Below are 16,960 nucleotides of genomic sequence, written 5' to 3'. Positions count from 1 at the left end.
AGATGCTACTAGGGATTCTTGAAAAAGCATTTTTAAAAGGCTATTATAGTTTCAGGAGTAATGTAACAATTAAATATAAATGAGGCGAAAGTTTGAATATGTCAGATCCTATTTTAGTAAATGTTACAGAAGAGATTGTGCGTGGTTTAGTAAGCTTTTTACTACGAGGACCAGAATATCAAACATTTTGTAAATGCGAAATCTGTGAATTCGACACGGTGGCACTTACACTAAATGCATTGCCAAGTAAGTATGTTACATCTATGGAAGCCAGAGATGAGGCATTTAAAGAAATGAATACTCCTGAAAGTATTGAGCGCATCAACAAAGAGATTATTCATGCGTTACATGTGGTAAATAAGTATCCTCGACACAAAGTAGAGCCTACTTCTTAATAGAAGAGGCTCTTTTTAAGTTGGAGAAGAAGTGTTTTTCTGACATATGTATTTTCAGTTAACTTTTAAGCCAAGCTTGTAGTAAACTAGAGAGTAAGAAAAGGAAAGAGAGGGAAAAGGATATGCCAACACCTAGTATGGAAGACCATATCGAACAAATATATTTATTAATCGCCAACAAAGGATATGCGCGTGTGTCTGACATTGCTGAAGCATTATCTGTACTTCCTTCTTCTGTTACAAAAATGGTTCAAAAATTAGATAAAGATGGTTATTTAGTTTATGAAAAATACCGTGGACTGACATTGACGCCTAAAGGAGAAAAGCTTGGCAAGCGTCTTGTGCAGCGCCATGAATTGCTCGAGCAGTTTTTACGAATGATTGGTGTGGATGAAGAGCGTATTTATGATGATGTTGAGGGAATTGAACATCATTTAAGTTGGAATTCAATCGATCGTATTGCAGATCTTGTGCAAGTAATGGAAGAGAATCCAGACATCGTGAAAAAATTAGAGGCATCTAAGACACAGCATAATCTTTAAAATGATGGTGTGAAGGAAAGGAAGACAATATGAACGCATTACAATCAGGTGAAGTTGTTACATTAACGGTATTAGAGCAACAAGCATCGAAATGGATTTTAACAAATGGAGTGGAAGAACTCCCTTTAAATGCTTCAGAGGTAACAGAGCCACTAGCAGTAGGTGATCGCCTTGAAGTATTTTTATTTGTAGATCGTCGTGGTGATTTGGCTGCTACAACGGCTATTCCAGCTTTTACTCAAGGAGAATATGGCTGGGCTCGTGTCTTGAAAGTGGTTGAACGTGAAGGTGCTTTTGTAGATATTGGTACATCTCGTGAGGTTTTAGTAAGAGCAGAGGATTTACCAGCAGTAAAAGAGTTGTGGCCAGAACCAGGTGACCATGTATTTATGACATTGCGCACGGATCGAAATGGTGATTTATTTGGACGTTTGGCAACGGAAGAAAAAGTGACAGAACTATATGAAGGTGCACTAGAAGATATGCACAATAAAAACATTCAGGCACGTCCATATCGTTTGTTACCAGTTGGCACATTTTTACTAGGGGTAGAAGCGCCTTACCGTATTTTTGTTCATGAATCAGAGCGCAATGCAGAGCCTCGATTAGGGCAAGATGTAGTTGTACGGATTATCGACGTAAAAGAGGATGGTTCGATGAATGGCTCCCTTTTACCAAGAAAGCATGAACGACTTTCAAATGATGCACAGCAAATATTGACTTATCTACAAGATGTGGGCGGCAAAATGCCATTTGGTGATAAATCATCCCCTGAAGAGGTTCAAGAAATGTTCAATATGAGTAAAGGGGCATTTAAACGTGCACTAGGAACACTCATGAAGGCTGGTAAAATAAAGCAACAAGACGGTTGGACTGAAGAAGTTTAGTGGAAAATTCACTTGCTAGAATTGCATTACCACAGAAAAAGTGACGAGAGACATCTGAAACCTTCTCGTCTTTTTTTCGTACTAATAATTGTATAGTGGCATACATTATACAGGCTAATAGATGTTTTAGCGAAAGGGGTCACACGATTTGAAAAAAACATGGATTAAAATACTAACAGCTACAATGTTGGTATTTGGAGTGATGGCACCAGCAACAGGGTTTGCATCTGATAATACGCCTCCAAAAGCAATTGATGAAAAATTGGGCGTACCTATCGTCGTATATGGAGCAAATTTATCTGAGGCTGAAAAAGAATCCGTCAAAAAATCATTAAAAGTAAGTGAAGAACCTGAAATCGAAGAAATTACTGTGTCTGGTGAGGATCTAGTAAAATACATTAAAGATAGTAATTCAAGCTCTCGTATGTATTCTTCTGCGAAAATTACACGTAGAGATACGGGGAAAGGTTTAGTTATAGAGATTGTAACGCCATCTAATATTACGCAGGTAACTTCTGAAATGTACGCGAATGCGATGCTTACGGCAGGAATTCAAGATGCAACGGTACAAGTAGCTGCGCCAAAAGCTGTTACGGGACATTCAGCGCTAGTAGGTATTTACAAGGCATATGAGGTTACAACAGGCGAAACGCTTGATATTGAGCGTACCGATGTTGCCAACGAAGAATTATCAGTGGCTACATCTATTGCAGAATCTGCAGGGGTAGATGATGCTAAGGTTGCAGAATTACTGACAGAAATTAAAAAGCAAATTGCGGAATTGAAGCCAGCAACACGTGAAGAAGTAGAAAAGATTGTACAAGAGCAATTAAACAAACTTGAAATTAATTTAAGTGAAAAGGACCGTCAATTGCTAGTAGATTTAATGAATAAAATCAGTAAGCTAGACATTGATTTTAGTAAATGGTCTGAACAGTTAAATGATATTAGTAACACAATCCAAGAAAAATTCGGCTCACTAATGGAAGATAAAGGTTTCTGGGAAAGTGTGAAAAGTTTCTTTGCAAATCTAAAAGATACCATTTCTTCATGGTTTAACTAAAGTGTTATAGTCGTTAAAAAAATCTGTAATACCTACTCAGTATGCTAGAGTGGGTGTTCAGATTTTTTTTGCATAACACAAAGAGTACACAAATTTTGTGAAAATATAAAAAGCTATGGTACTATGAAAAAAAGGAGTGGTGAGAAATGGAATTCCAATTACAGCAACTAGCGGAAAATCAATATGCATTTTTGAATGAGCAAGAAGGGGAGAAACTCGCAGAAATTACTTGGCAGCAAAATGGCTCAGTGATGGTAATGGATCACACATATGTATCAGATAAGCTCCGTGGTCAAGGTGTGGCCAAACAATTACTCGATCAAGCAGCATCGTATGCACGTGAAAAGGGTTATAAAATGGAGGCCGTTTGTTCCTATGTTGTAGCCGCATTTGAAAAATCAGATGCATATAATGACGTGAAACAATAAAAATAAGGCAATCTGCTTTTGATTAAGCGGATTGCCTTTTAATTGCTAGAGCAAATCATGTAAGCAGCTCCTTACAGTAGAGTGACACTATAAATTAATACCGTTAAGAAGCTAGCTCCACCTAGTAATGCAGCCATATCTATCCAATCATAAGCTAAATCGAATTCTTTCATCCTAACCACTCTCCTATTTTTAGTATTAATTCATTAATTCCCTTTACTTGCCTTTTATAATCATAAATAGTTACAAAATTATGTTGAATGAAAAAATAGAAGGTTTTCAAGTGAGTTTTGGTAGGAGATGGAGTGTGATTGTCTGCAATAAAAACGAGACGAATTGTATTGAATAGCAGTATCATTACTAGATAAAAAAGCAAGTATAAGTCTTACATTTATATATATGCTAGAAGTTATAAAAAAATAATGTTTATTCTTCTAAGAATAGGGAAAAACTATATTACAGAGCTAGTTTTTATATTTTTAGGAGGTCATAGATCATGGCAAAACGAAAAGGAACAGGTGTTGTCCTTGCAGGTTTAGCGGGATTAGCAGCATCTTACTTAAGTAAAAAAGAGAATCGTGATAAAGCACTAACGATGTTTAATAGTATGAAAGCTAAATTCGAAACGTATCTCACATCTGGACCTAATATGGATGACAGAATTACAGAACGAGTTTCAACAGAGGTAGCAACAGAGGCGGGCACATCTCCAACTAAAATTGCTTCGAATGAAATGGTAGCAGAGGGTGGAGGACATACAGGTGTCCATTTCTATAACGAAGAAATTCAAGAAAAAGAAAAATAAAAACAAAACCTTCTCATTTAAGCATGAGAAGGTCCTTTGTGTGAAATAAGGATCGCTCCTGCAAAGAGCAAAAGGACGATTCCAGTAAATATAAAGCCGCTAATTGTACCAAGTGACAGCCAGCCTAATAAAGAAGAGCCTAAAACGACGCCAAGAGAGAAAAATGCATAAAAATAACCATACGCTTTTCCTCGTACTTCAGCAGTTGTAGAGTCAATTAGTAAGGAATTGACTGAAGGGAATAGGAAACCGAAACCGACGCCATAACAAGCCATCGCTATATAAAGTAAAGTGTTAGAATCAGCTTGACTAATTAATAATTGACTTATGCCCATTAACCCTATACCAACAGACAATGTTTTCAGAGGATCAACCTTATCAAAAATGCGGTTCGTTGGTAAAAGAAAAACAAGAACAGCAATTATACCAAATGTGCTCATTAAAGTACCGCTTAAACGAGAGTCATAGCCTAAAGATTGGACTTTGAGCGGAAGTAGATAAGCAATGACACCTTGAGAAAACATTAAGAAGAAGGCTCCTAAAAAGGCTTTTAATGTTCCCGTGTTCTTAAAAAAGACCCTTATCGGAATATATGTATTCGGTTCTGCTTTCTCTTTTTTTACTTGGTTTGCTTTCAGTAGAAAGAACGCAAGAATGCCTAATAGCAGCATAAAGCTTGCCGTGATATTGAAAACAAATGGGACACTTGTTCGACTTGCTAAAATACCACTAAAAGCAGGGCCTATAATGGCAGCAATACCAACAAATGCACCAGAAATAGCACTGCCCTTACCTCTTTTTTCTTGCTCAGTAGCATTTGCTAAAAATGTGAAGGCAGCAGGAACAATGAAGCCTGCAACAAGTCCATGGATAAAACGTACAATTAATAGTGCGATTGGCTCCTCTATTAAATTATATAGTGTTAACGATAAACCTGTTGTGAAAAGACCAACAATTAGTATGATAAAAGGTCCTTTACGATCTGTTAAAAAGCCTGAAATGATATTACCAAATGTATTGGAAAGTGAATACATACCCACTGCTAGACCAGTTAGAAATGCTGATGCTCCTAAAGATTCAGCATATGTACTCATAACAGGAAGCTGGGTAAAAAGGTCGAAAAACGAAAAGAAAATAATTACATAGATAAATTTCTTCATAGCTCCTCCGATGAAATAGAACATTATAGTAAGTTAGATTCGTAGTTCTATTATAACATTTCCAATACAAAAGGACGCCCAATAAGTTTTGACTTATTAGACGTCCAAAAATTAAGAAATTAAGCTTTTACAACTTCTTTTTTCATTGTTTTGTTTTTAGCAAGATTTACATGCCAAGAAAGTGCTTCCTCTAAAAGATGAGGCGTTTGGTGGTTACCTGTTGCCTCAACTGCACGGTTGTAGTAATCCCATAATTGTTCTTTGTAATCTGGATGTGCACAGTTTTCAATAATTAAAGGTACACGCTCTTTTGGTGCAAGACCACGTAAGTCAGCAATACCTTGCTCTGTTACAATTACATCCACATCATGCTCAGTGTGGTCAACATGAGAAACCATTGGCACAATCGATGAAATAGCTCCACCTTTTGCATATGATTTTGTAACAAAAATACCAAGACGTGCGTTACGTGCAAAGTCTCCTGAACCACCGATACCGTTCATCATACGTGTTCCAGATACATGTGTAGAGTTAACGTTACCATAGATATCTAACTCTAAAGCCGTATTAATTGAGATTAGTCCCAAACGACGTATAAGTTCTGGGTGGTTAGAAATTTCTTGTGAACGTAAGCAAATTTTATCGGCATATTTTTCTAAATTGCCGTATACTTTCTTCTGTAATTCCTCAGTCAGTGTAATGGAAGTAGCAGCAGCAAATTTAACTTTGCCTGCATCAATCAGGTTAAATACTGCATCTTGCAGTACTTCTGATGCCACAATGAGATCTTCGAATTCAGAATCTGCGAAACCATCTAGTACAGCGTTTGCTACAGAACCGACACCAGATTGTAAAGGCATTAATTGTTTTGTTAGACGACCTGCTTTAATTTCATCACTGAAGAAGTTTAATAAAATGTTAGCCATTGTTTGTGTTTCTTCATCTGGTGGAACGATTAATGAAGGGGCATCTGGCTCTTCAGAAATAACAATTGCTTTAATTTTAGCTGGATCAACTTTGATACCGATTTCACCAATGCGTTGCATAGCATTGGTCATTGGAATTGCTTCACGATTACCTTGTTCACCTGGAACATAAATATCGTGGATACCAATTAAAGCTTCTGGGTGAGAAATGTTTAACTCGATAATAATATTTTCTGCATATTCTGCAAAAATTGGTGAGTTACCTACAGAGTTTGTTGGAATGATTAATCCATCTTCAGTAATTGCAACAGCTTCAAGAATTAGATATTTAATTGGCCCGATAATTCCTTGACGTACTAGCTCAGCGTTATGAGAAAGATGAGCATCTACATATAAGACATCTCCAGAATTAATTAAATTACGGATACCTGCGTCCCCTTGGAATGGTCCACGTTTACGAATTGCACCAGCTTCTGCTAAGTACTTATCTACTTCTGGTCCTAATGATGCACCTGTATATACATCAATCTTGAATTCTTCATTTTTCGCGCGCTCAACTAATGCCATTGGCACAACTTTTGCGTCCCCAGCACGAGTAAAACCGCTCATCCCAACTACATCACCGTTAGAAATAAGTGCTGCTGCTTCTTCAGCAGTAACAATTTTACTCTCAAGTTCTTTTAAACCTAGGCGTTTTTGAACATTTGCATCCATAAAAAAATCCTCCCCTAAATAATTTTGATGGAAACCGATTACAAAACTAGAAAAAACATTTGAGAATTTTCTGTTTATTCAGTTGTAGTATGACTCCAACCATTTGAATAATACTATCACCAAATTGTCACAAAAACTTTAGAATTAGCATTAAATTGAGTAAAAAAAGGAAAATCGAGCATTAAGATGATTTTTCGACAGAGAAAACGTTTTATTGTAGAGTTGTATAAAATTAGAAAATTTCTACATTAAAAACTGTGTCAAAATTGTTAATGGAGGGGAGAGAAGTGGTCTCTTTTAACGCAAAAAAGAACAGCGAACAATTCATAAAATTGCTCGCTGTCTGTCCATATTAAAAACCTAGAGAACGACGGAAGTAGCTTGCATAGCGTTGGCTAACCGGAATGCGCGTACCATCTTTCATAATTAATAAAAACGTTGAGTGTGAATCTGGTTGAATTTCATCGATGAAGTCAATGTTAACGATATAAGAGCGGTGACAACGAATAAATGAGTCAGGTGCTAAAAATAGCTCTAGATCACTTAGGTTCAAACGGTGATAACCTTCACGAGTCATTGTTTTAACAAATGTTTTACGGAGTTGAGTTTCTAAATAAATCACTTGATCATGTTTGATTGGGTACCAGCAATCATCAATTTTGATGGTAATATAATTTGTTAAGAATGCTGATGGTTTTTGCGGGAAGATAGCAGTAATAGCTCCTTTAGTTTCGCCTTCCTCCATTAAAGGAATACTCATTCCATAGTAAGCGACACCAAAAACATCAGGTTCGATGTATGAGCTGATTTTTTGACCATAGCTAAGTGCTTTGTGTGCGGCTGAACCTTCTTTAATCGGATCACCCGGCTTAATTTTTAAATCAACTTTTTTGCTTGGCTGGTAATACAAATATTCATTTGTATCAGAGATAGCAATGGATGTATTCTCAGGGAAGAACTCCTTAATTATCTCCATTATTTCTTCTATTTGTTTTGGATCCACTTTAAACACCTCGTCTAAACTTTTAAAAATAGTATTATCATCTATTTTACTACATATCCATATAAATTATATAGAGAAGATTTAGGAATAAAATAGAAAAATGTCGATTGACTCATTAAAATGGTGTAAGATGTCTTGTATAATTTGTAAATAAATTTATATAATGACTAATTTTTTTTAATAGGTATATGGTAAAATCTAATTGTTAGGAATAAGTTTACGAGGTTTCTACTATGCGTATGTGATAAATTAGAACTAGAGTAGCAAGTAAAATGTGGTTGAAAGGAAATCGCAGAATATGGTAAAATCCACTGTATAGTCTATTTTTTTTAGATTTGGTGTTTTAGTTGGGTTATTTTTGAGTTATTTTTAATAAAAAATTGTGAAATAGGACTCAGTTCTTATATTGAATAAGCAAATACTATTTTCTTATTTTTAATTCGTTGGGATTGGTGTCAGATTTTGTCATGCAATTCGTGCACTCTGAGGAAAGATGGGGAAGATTATGCAACTACATCAACATTCTATGTCAGAAACGATATCCAAAAGATACTTCCAAGAAATCGATAATATTAATCAATATATCGGTGTCGAAGAATTTTTTAATATTGAGTCGAAATTAATATTTGAAATTTACCATTTAGAATCTACCAAAGCGAAAAAGTCTTTGCATGAGTTAATTGATATTCTTTCAATCCGTTTTGGTAAGCAGGTCATTAAAATTGTTCGAAGTTATTTTTCCGTTTTATCATCAATTGTTGCCCGTAAACTGCTGGACAATCAAGTACCTTCGAAAAAAGCCTTTGCTTTTAATATTGCTTGTAACGATATGATAGAAAATCAGATGAAAGACGCAGAGTTTTTACAATTTGCGGATGATTTAATTGATTTCTTTGTTTACTTTATTGCAGATCGCAAACAACCGACTTTCCGACATCAGACGGTCAACAAAGTAATTATGTATATAAATGATGAACTTGAGAATGATTTAACTGTAGAAAGTATCGCTAATAACTTTCATATCAGTACTAGTCACTTATCACGTATTTTCAGAGAACATGTAGGTATTACATTAGTTGAGTATTTAAATGTTCGACGTGTAGAAGAATCACAATACTACTTACGACATACAAATAAAAGTATTACATCTATCTCAGATCAGTTCCATTTCTGTAACCAAAGTTATTTCACTCGTATTTTTAAAAAATATACAGGTGTTACACCAAAGCATTTCAGAGATGAACTTCATCATGAATTTTATCGTTTTGAAATGGCAGAGACTGAATTACAGAATGTTTAAATTTTGAGCATAAGATGTGAAAAGGTGCGAACGTTTAGCATGGCTAAAGCTCGCACCTTTTTTACGAACAACTGCGGTCTAAATTAGTAGCACTTGCTATTTGATAAAGGTAGAGCCTATAAGGTATACTTCACAGTAGTTGATAAATTATAGTAGGTGGAAAAATGAAAAATTTGAAACTCTTTTCAATGCTTGGTCTAGCAGTTTTTGTGCTTAGTGGCTGTCAAGCAGTGCAAAACAAAGAAGGTTTTTTCTATAGTATCTTTGTAAAACCTATGGAATTTTTACTGGAGTTTTTCGGGAATGATATCTTTTCAGGAAGCTATGGTTTAGCAATCATTGCGATCACGGTTCTAATTCGTTTAGTTCTAATGCCGATTATGTTAAAAAACTATCGTCAGCAGCAATTGATGAAAACGAAAATGGATGCGTTCAAGCCTGAAATGGAAGCCGTTCAGAAAAAAATGAAGGAAGCTAAGACAAAAGAAGAGCAAACACAATATCAACAAGAAATGATGGCTCTCTATCAAAAGCATGGCATTAATCCACTTAACATGGGTTGCTTACCGATGTTAATTCAAATGCCAATTATTATGGGACTTTATTTCTCGATTTTGTATTCTGCGGATGTAAAATCACATGAGTTTTTATGGTTTAGTTTAGGGTCACCTGATATCGTTATGACCATTATTGCAGGGATTGTTTACTTAGTCCAAGCGCGTGTATCATTATGGACTGTACCTGAGCAACAAAAGGCTCAAATGAAAATGTTTATTTATATTTCACCAATTATGATTGTCTTTATCTCAATGTCTTCTATGGCAGCGCTACCTCTGTATTGGTCTGTCAGCGGTGCATTATTGATTATTCAAACATATATTGGGCGTAAATATTATTCGGAGCATCCCGAAAAAGCAAAAAAATAAATTAAACAATGTCGAGGCGCCTCTGTTGCCTCGACTTTTTTAGGAGGTCAGCAAGATGAACAGAAAGTGGCTAGCATCTATTCTTGTTGCAATTTTTAGTATTGCGGCACTCGTATTTATTATTATAGGGAAATTTAATTTTGCCGTACTTGCGATGACGATTATGTTCGCTTTATCAAATGGGTTTAGAGCTAAAAGTTTTGCAGAGCAGGGCTATGTAAAAGAAGCAAAGTGGATGAAGTATATGGCAATCTTTTTTGCTATTGCTTCAATAGCAGTATTTGTCATTGTTCTAACAGACTAAATAAATATTTACATGGGAAATTCACACCTGAAAATGTGAACAGTGCTAAAATAAGATTATAACGAGTAATACAAAAAAATGGGTATTTTCAGGATGGCATGTTTTCAGAGCAATATCCTTGTTGTACCTGATATTTTAAAAGGGGCATAAATAGTGAAAAACAATCGTCTTCCGCTCATCATAGGTGCTTTGATTTCTATCGCGTTAATCGCAGCTATTTTTGTAGTCTATAACTATAAAAATGATCAAGTAAATAGTGCGACTGATGAGCAACCAAAAACAACAGAAACAAACGACTCTACAGAGAAAGACTCTTCTGTAACAGAGGAGCCAGACAATACACCTGAAACACCTGCAGAATCAGAGCAGCAACCTGACGAAAACGGTTATCTACCAAATCAAACATTACCTACTGAACCAACCTACATAAATGGTATTTTGCTAGCAAATAAAATATATCCACTTCCTTCTACCTTTGCACCTGAAGAAAATCCAGAGGCACGACAAGCTCTAAATCAGATGTTAGCTGCCGCCAAGCAACAAGGATTTGATTTAGTTGCATTTAGTGGGTATCGTTCTTTTGAATATCAAACAAAACTTTATGATAACTATGTAAAACGTGATGGACAAGCAGCAGCAGATCGATACAGTGCTCGACCAGGCTATTCCGAACACCAAACAGGCTTAGCGTTTGATATAGGAGAGCGTGGAAAAGAGGATGTATGGCTGACAGCAGAATTTGGAGAAACGCCAGCAGGACAATGGCTATTTGCGCATGCTCAAGAGTATGGTTTTATTTTACGTTTCCCACAAAATAAAGAAGATATTACAGGTTATATGTATGAATCTTGGCATTATCGTTATGTAGGCAAAGATATTGCAAAAGAGATTACAAAGCAAAATATTACGTTGGAAGAATATTTAGGAGTGAAATAAAAAGGGAAGAGATGCGGTTCACTATGAACAGGCTCTCTTCCTTTTTATTTTTATAAAATAGGCGTTAATAAACGTGAAATGGATTCTTTAAATTTAATAAGTGCTGAGCGATTTTTATACATTTCCCATGTTAATTCCGTACAATCAAAAATATCCTTTTCAAATAGCTCTGCAAGTTGGTGCGATATGTTTGCATCATAGATGAAGGCATTGACTTCAAAATTCAGACTGAAACTTCGGACATCGATATTAGCTGTTCCGACAGTCGATGCCTCGTCATCAATAATAATGGTTTTGGCATGGATAAAGCCTTTTTCATAAATGTAGACTTTCGCTCCTGCACGTAATAACTGACCGGCATAGGAATAAGTAGCCCAATAAACGAACATATGGTCAGGTTTGTTAGGAATCATAATGCGCACATCAATGCCCGACAATGTTGCGATTTTAATGGCGTCTAAGAAGCTTACATCTGGGATAAAATAAGGTGTTTGAATATAAATATATTTTTTCGCCATATTAATAAGTTTTAAATAACCAATCTTAATTTGTTCCCAGTCTGAGTCTGGTCCACTTGAAACAATCTGTAAGCCAACATCACCCTTTTGCGGGATAGCAGGGAAGTAGCGATCAGAGTAGCCCATTTTCTGCTGTGCACTTGCTTGATTCCAATCGAGTAAAAAGCGAGTTTGCAGTGGATGCACCGCACTTCCTTCAATTCGCAAGTGAGTGTCTCTCCAATAACCGAATTTTTTTTGTAGCCCAAGATATTCATCACCGACATTAAAGCCACCAATATAGCCAATTCGACCATCAATGACAACAATTTTACGGTGATTCCTAAAATTTAGACGGGGATTGAGAAGTGGCAAAATGGATGGGAAGAAAACTTCTACTTCACCTCCAGCATTCAGCAATTCTTTAAAATGACGCTTTTTTACATTACGTGAGCCCATCTCATCATAGAGTAGACGTACCTTGACACCTTGTTTTGCTTTTTTAATCAGTGCATTCACGATACGTGTACCTAAGTCATCTAGACGGAAAATATAATACTGAATGTGGATATGATCTTTAGCTGCTTCAATATCTTTTAGGAGTTGTTCAAATTTATTGGCACCATCATCGAAAATATCTAAATGGTTGTCTTGTGTTAATACCGCATTGTTTGTTCTAAGGTGCATATAAATCATTTCTTGATAATTTTCTGCGTTTGCAATGCGAAACTCAAATGTTTCACTGCGAATGGCTTCCATTTGATAGCTAATGAGGTTATCTATCCCGATATCCTTACGCCCTTCCCAACGAAATAAATGCTTTCTTCGTAACTGCCTTCCAAGTAATAAGTACAAAATAAATCCAACTAATGGCAAGAAAAATAATACAAGAATCCATGCCCATGTAGAGGTAGCATCTTTACGTTCTAAAAAAATGATGGTCATGGCTAATAAAATATTAAAAAACAAGGTTAAAGGGACTAAATATTCTATGTCTGTAAAAATGCTCATTCCTACACCTGCCTTTACTATTGTTAACAACATACATAAGTATAGCCTACTTCAAAAGAAGAAAGAAGATATGAAATCTAGCTAGGTAGGAAAAGGATTATCTCTTCGATTTGTAAGGGATAATCCGCATGTTTTCGTTAGTAATTTTCCCATTGAAATAAAATATCGGAAAAATCCTTTTGAAGAAGCTTTTCTCGGTTAATAAAAAACTTGCCAACACCGCAATCTGCCCACATAATTCCTAATTCATCATGAGAGTCAATTTGTAATAATAAGACATTATAGCGCTGAAGTAGCAAGGACTCTTGATGAATATCCTCATTTAAATAATAAGCATAGCCACCAATTTTAGCTCCCGCTCCTAGGAAGTGTTGCAAATAAATCTCTTGCACATCATCCATTTGGGAGGATAGGAGGAAGGGAAGGTGACGTTGTGCTCGATAATCTAGTGCAGAAATGGGTTCCTGTGTTAGCTGAAATTGTAAAGCTAATTCCTGACGAATAGGGAAGCCATCTAATGTAGTCGGTATAGAAAAGTGTGCCTGTTGAGAGTGGGCTGCACTGTCATTAACAGTTGGATAAAATCTTACTTTATAAAATTGCTGAAAAATGTCTTCGTAATAATTGACAGTAGTAGTTTTAAAAGTATTGGCTGAAATAAAAAACTGCAGTAATCCCCTTGAAGGAAAACCTAGTAGTGGTGGGATTTCGGCAAAATTAATTTGAGCTAATAATCTCATTGGCTCCCCTGTTAAATCTTTTGGATAGGTTTGAAAAGAGGGGAGATAGGGTTCGCCAGCAAATTTACTTTCAGTTAACGTAGTTGAACGTTGGTATGGCTGAATAATGATTGTTGAAAGTAGCGTGTCTTCGATTTCTGAGCGAAAAGCTTCTAGCTCTTTAGGAAGTAAAAAATTGGTTGCTTTGTTCATGCAAACCCTCCGAATATCTCTCTAGGTCTTTAAAGTATAACAAGTTACGGTATAGTGAGAATCTATTCAAAACGCAATGATTTACTGGAAGCCTTATAGATAAAAATCAAACTTATCGAAAGAATGGCTATTGCTGCCGATATATAGTACCCGAGACTTGCTTGCATCGTAAATAACCAAGTGAAAAATAGTGGACCAAGAATACGTCCTAAGTTATCCATTGAATAGGAAAGACCTGCGGCAGTTCCATATTGTCCTCCAGATTCTTTCGAGGAGAGCGATACCACACACGTTCTAGCAAGTGCATTACCAGCTGTAAAGACACATAGGGCTAGACCAGCGATAAAAAGATTAGCTGTGAGTGTGAATAATAGCATACCGATTGCTGTTACAATTTGAGCACCGATTAACCATGTTGTTTCGCTGCCATTTTTTATACGTCGAACAACGCCACCTTGAATGGCTGCATCAACGAAACCACTAAACATAAATAAATATCCAATTTGTAATGGTGTAATATGAATCTTTTCGATTTGGAATAGTTGGAAAGTAGCCTCAACACCCGCTAGCATAAAGGTTACTAAAAATGAAAACATAAATAAGTAACGCACACGGTACTGTAGCATCTTGCTAGCGCCTTTTGGTACAATAGCACGTTTAGTTGAATCTTTCCGTTTTTCAGGTTCTTTTAAGACGAAACTTGCATAAATAAATAATAGTGCAATTAATGATGCGGATGCGATAAATGGTAATTGCAAACTATAATGGCCTAGCACCCCACCGATTGCTGGACCAAAAATAAAACCAAGACCAATGGACATGCCCATAAAGCCCATATATTTATTACGATCCTCTTCACTGGACATATCTGCGATAAATCCTGTTACTGCTGTATACAATGCTCCTGAGAATAAACCACCTACAATGCGTGAGACATACAAAATAGCTAGGTTATCTATAAATAATGAAAAAATAACAAAACTAAGGCTAAAACCAACCAGACCTGTTAAGATTAGTTGTTTACGACCTATCTTATCTGATAGCATGCCCCAAAATGGTGCTGTAAAGAAACTTGCAAGTGAATATACGGTTAGTAAACCACCGACGTGGAGATCATTCCAATTTTGCTGCACAATCACCTCAGGTAAGACAGGAATAATAATGCCAAATCCTAGGTAAACGAGAAATTGAACAGACATCAATAATAAAATTGCCTTTTTCATACAGTTCCCTGCTTTCATACAATATTTCACTATGTACATTCTACCCTTCTTGCTCTTACGATGACAAGAATTCGGATGGAGAAACATGGTGGAGATAGTTATTAATTGAAGATGAATAAAATATAGTGATTGTGGTTATTTTATAAGTGTTTGGTGGTATAAATAATTTACAATGTAACAAAAATGAAAAATTTTATATGTAAGTTAAATGGTATGATAAATTTGTCAGACATCTTACTCGTAGAAAAATGAAACTTTTTTGTTCCCTAAAACGTTATATAAAATCGAGGAAAGATTGAGGTGGAATGTATGAGGAAAGAAGTAGATTTGAAAAAGATTGTTTCGAATTTATCTAAGTTGGGTGTAACAGCCACTGTAACAAAGTCTCGACTAGAACTTTTAAAAGTGCTAACACCACCAACGCAGACTCCGCAAGTTCAAGCTTAACTCGTTTACAATAGGAAAAGGGAAGTCTCAATGCGCGAGACTTCCCTTTTTCTATATTTATTCATCTTCATCATGTGTCGTAAACATGTACGTTCGATAATGGAACCGCATACTAAAGACTAGCCCAATGGCTAAAGCATTGCCCATTAAAGAACTTCCTCCGTAACTAATGAACGGAAGCGGGATACCTGTAATTGGTAATAACTGAATAGTCATGCCTATATTTTCGAAGACGTGGAAAGTAATCATGGCAATGATACCTGCACAAACATATGTTGAGAATGGATCTTTCAATAAGAGCGTTGTCTTTGTTAAGTGATAAATTAATAAGAAGAAAACACAAATAACAATACTAGCGCCAATAAATCCCCATTCTTCACCGATAACAGTAAAAATGAAATCGGTATGGTTTTCTGCTACATATACCTCTCGATTTCGGAACCCCTTACCAAAGATCTCTCCTGACCCAATAGCATTTAACGATGTTATTAAATGATAGCCTTCGCTAGATGAATAGGAATAGGGGTCTAGCCAAGAATAAATTCGAGCAAATTGATAAGCCTTTAAGCCGAACGTTTTTTCTAGGAAATCCTGCATATAAAGTGCCATCCACAGTAGGGTGCCACCTGCTACCACTCCACCTAAAAAGGTCGGTAGAATGATTTTCCAAGAAATTCCGGCTACGATGATAAGAGCAGCAGTAATCGCAAAGAATACAAGAGCAGAACCAAGGTCAGGCTGCTTCATAATGATAGCCAATGGTATGATGAGTGTGATACCAATTTTCCCTAGTAGTAGGAAGTCCGTTTTTACTGATTTTAACGAATAAACTTCATGATGCTTACTGATTAGTCGTGCTAGTGCTAAAATGTAAAAAGTTTTCATAAACTCAGAAGGCTGAATATTTCCAATCGGCGTATGATACCAGCTTTTAGCACCATTAACGGGTGCACCGATTTGACCTTCTCCTTCAGGCATAAAAATAAGCAGTACCAATAAGGCAATCCCTGCTCCATACATATACCATGACATTTTTTTATATTGATCTGGCTCAAAAAACATGACGATGCCAATAATTACTGCACCAATAACATACCATTGCATTTGTTTAGGTACGTAGTTAATGCCATATTGACCCGATGTCTGGGCAGATGCAATAGCTAACAAACTGATGACTAGAAAAGTGAAAAGAATAAAAGCGAGGGTCCAGTCAAAACGGTTTGCGAAATTTCGTTTATTTTCCATAAAAGCCACCTAAATTAAAATAGTATCTCAATATGAGTAAATATGATGCGAATCTTCCAATTTCGTTTATAATTGTTCAAAGAAGAGAGCTATTGACCAGTAGAGTGTATGAGATAACTCATATCTATTGATAAGCTTGCAACTTGCTTTGAACATTGTCAATGGAATTTTCAGCAATACTTGTACTCATTGAGTAATCTTAAATTAATATGCAAA

At 36.0% G+C, this 16,960-nt stretch carries 18 protein-coding genes; 11 read left to right on the top strand and 7 right to left on the bottom strand.

The features are described 5' to 3' along the window. Positions 1-92 precede the first annotated feature (92 nt). From NST76_RS19975 to NST76_RS19950, 6 genes are all read left to right on the top strand, one after another. Positions 93-395: a late competence development ComFB family protein gene (locus NST76_RS19975; RefSeq protein WP_036119208.1), complete on the top strand. Its 303-nt coding sequence runs from the start codon at positions 93-95 to the stop codon at positions 393-395. Between the two features lie 122 nt (positions 396-517). After that, positions 518-937, top strand: coding sequence for a transcriptional regulator MntR (gene mntR / locus NST76_RS19970; RefSeq protein ID WP_036119205.1), 420 nt, complete (start codon positions 518-520; stop codon positions 935-937). Between the two features lie 29 nt (positions 938-966). After that, a complete protein-coding gene (locus NST76_RS19965) occupies positions 967-1,824 on the top strand; it encodes a S1-like domain-containing RNA-binding protein (protein ID WP_036119203.1) in 858 nt (285 codons plus the stop codon). A 148-nt stretch (positions 1,825-1,972) separates the two neighbouring features. Further along, positions 1,973-2,887: a DUF1002 domain-containing protein gene (locus NST76_RS19960; protein ID WP_036119200.1), complete on the top strand. Its 915-nt coding sequence runs from the start codon at positions 1,973-1,975 to the stop codon at positions 2,885-2,887. 146 nt (positions 2,888-3,033) lie between these two features. Beyond that, positions 3,034-3,315: a GNAT family N-acetyltransferase gene (locus tag NST76_RS19955; protein ID WP_036119196.1), complete on the top strand. Its 282-nt coding sequence runs from the start codon at positions 3,034-3,036 to the stop codon at positions 3,313-3,315. 496 nt (positions 3,316-3,811) lie between these two features. Then, entirely contained in the window at positions 3,812-4,120 is a 309-nt protein-coding gene (locus NST76_RS19950; RefSeq protein ID WP_036119194.1) for a hypothetical protein, read from the top strand. A 17-nt stretch (positions 4,121-4,137) separates the two neighbouring features. Here NST76_RS19950 and NST76_RS19945 read toward each other — a convergent pair whose 3' ends face one another. The 3 genes from NST76_RS19945 to NST76_RS19935 form a co-directional block, all read right to left on the bottom strand. After that, positions 4,138-5,280, bottom strand: a complete 1,143-nt coding sequence (locus NST76_RS19945; protein WP_058844730.1) for an MFS transporter — start codon at positions 5,278-5,280, stop codon at positions 4,138-4,140. Positions 5,281-5,399: 119 nt separating this feature from the next. Next, entirely contained in the window at positions 5,400-6,920 is a 1,521-nt protein-coding gene (locus tag NST76_RS19940) for a succinate CoA transferase (protein ID WP_036119187.1), read from the bottom strand. 352 nt (positions 6,921-7,272) lie between these two features. After that, positions 7,273-7,923, bottom strand: coding sequence for a LytTR family DNA-binding domain-containing protein (locus NST76_RS19935; protein WP_036119184.1), 651 nt, complete (start codon positions 7,921-7,923; stop codon positions 7,273-7,275). 505 nt (positions 7,924-8,428) lie between these two features. On the opposite strand from NST76_RS19935, the gene NST76_RS19930 reads away from it, so the two are divergent. The 4 genes from NST76_RS19930 (at position 8,429) to NST76_RS19915 (ending at position 11,389) form a co-directional block, all read left to right on the top strand. Continuing rightward, positions 8,429-9,223, top strand: a complete 795-nt coding sequence (locus NST76_RS19930) for a helix-turn-helix transcriptional regulator (protein ID WP_036119181.1) — start codon at positions 8,429-8,431, stop codon at positions 9,221-9,223. A 164-nt stretch (positions 9,224-9,387) separates the two neighbouring features. Beyond that, positions 9,388-10,149 carry a membrane protein insertase YidC gene (yidC, locus tag NST76_RS19925; protein WP_036119178.1) on the top strand — a complete coding sequence of 254 codons (762 nt, stop codon included), beginning with the start codon at positions 9,388-9,390 and terminating at the stop codon, positions 10,147-10,149. Positions 10,150-10,204: 55 nt separating this feature from the next. Beyond that, the gene (locus tag NST76_RS19920; RefSeq protein WP_058844729.1) at positions 10,205-10,453 is read left to right on the top strand and encodes a hypothetical protein; all 249 of its coding nucleotides are present in this window, start codon (positions 10,205-10,207) and stop codon (positions 10,451-10,453) included. 153 nt (positions 10,454-10,606) lie between these two features. After that, positions 10,607-11,389, top strand: coding sequence for a M15 family metallopeptidase (locus NST76_RS19915; protein ID WP_036119172.1), 783 nt, complete (start codon positions 10,607-10,609; stop codon positions 11,387-11,389). A gap of 50 nt (positions 11,390-11,439) precedes the next feature. Here the strand turns inward: NST76_RS19915 and cls are convergent, their stop codons facing one another. The 3 genes from cls to NST76_RS19900 all read right to left on the bottom strand — a co-directional run bounded on the left by cls (position 11,440) and on the right by NST76_RS19900 (position 15,052). Continuing rightward, positions 11,440-12,897, bottom strand: a complete 1,458-nt coding sequence (gene cls / locus NST76_RS19910) for a cardiolipin synthase (protein WP_036119229.1) — start codon at positions 12,895-12,897, stop codon at positions 11,440-11,442. Positions 12,898-13,034: 137 nt separating this feature from the next. Continuing rightward, the gene (locus NST76_RS19905) at positions 13,035-13,829 is read right to left on the bottom strand and encodes a YwqG family protein (protein WP_036119169.1); all 795 of its coding nucleotides are present in this window, start codon (positions 13,827-13,829) and stop codon (positions 13,035-13,037) included. A gap of 62 nt (positions 13,830-13,891) precedes the next feature. After that, positions 13,892-15,052 carry an MFS transporter gene (locus NST76_RS19900; RefSeq protein ID WP_058844749.1) on the bottom strand — a complete coding sequence of 387 codons (1,161 nt, stop codon included), beginning with the start codon at positions 15,050-15,052 and terminating at the stop codon, positions 13,892-13,894. A gap of 309 nt (positions 15,053-15,361) precedes the next feature. Between NST76_RS19900 and NST76_RS19895 the strand changes: the two genes are divergently transcribed. Then, on the top strand, positions 15,362-15,499 hold the full coding sequence (locus tag NST76_RS19895) for an Lmo0850 family protein (protein ID WP_164908744.1): 138 nt from the start codon (positions 15,362-15,364) through the stop codon (positions 15,497-15,499). 57 nt (positions 15,500-15,556) lie between these two features. On the opposite strand, the gene NST76_RS19890 is transcribed toward NST76_RS19895, so the two are convergent. Continuing rightward, on the bottom strand, positions 15,557-16,744 hold the full coding sequence (locus NST76_RS19890) for an FtsW/RodA/SpoVE family cell cycle protein (protein ID WP_036119166.1): 1,188 nt from the start codon (positions 16,742-16,744) through the stop codon (positions 15,557-15,559). Positions 16,745-16,960: the final 216 nt, after the last annotated feature.

Origin of the sequence: Lysinibacillus sp. FSL W7-1291, assembly GCF_038593415.1 — a bacterium.
Taxonomy (GTDB): domain Bacteria; phylum Bacillota; class Bacilli; order Bacillales_A; family Planococcaceae; genus Lysinibacillus; species Lysinibacillus fusiformis_D.
The sequence above is the reverse complement of the archived record's forward strand: the minus strand, read 5'-3'. Positions and strand labels throughout refer to the sequence as shown.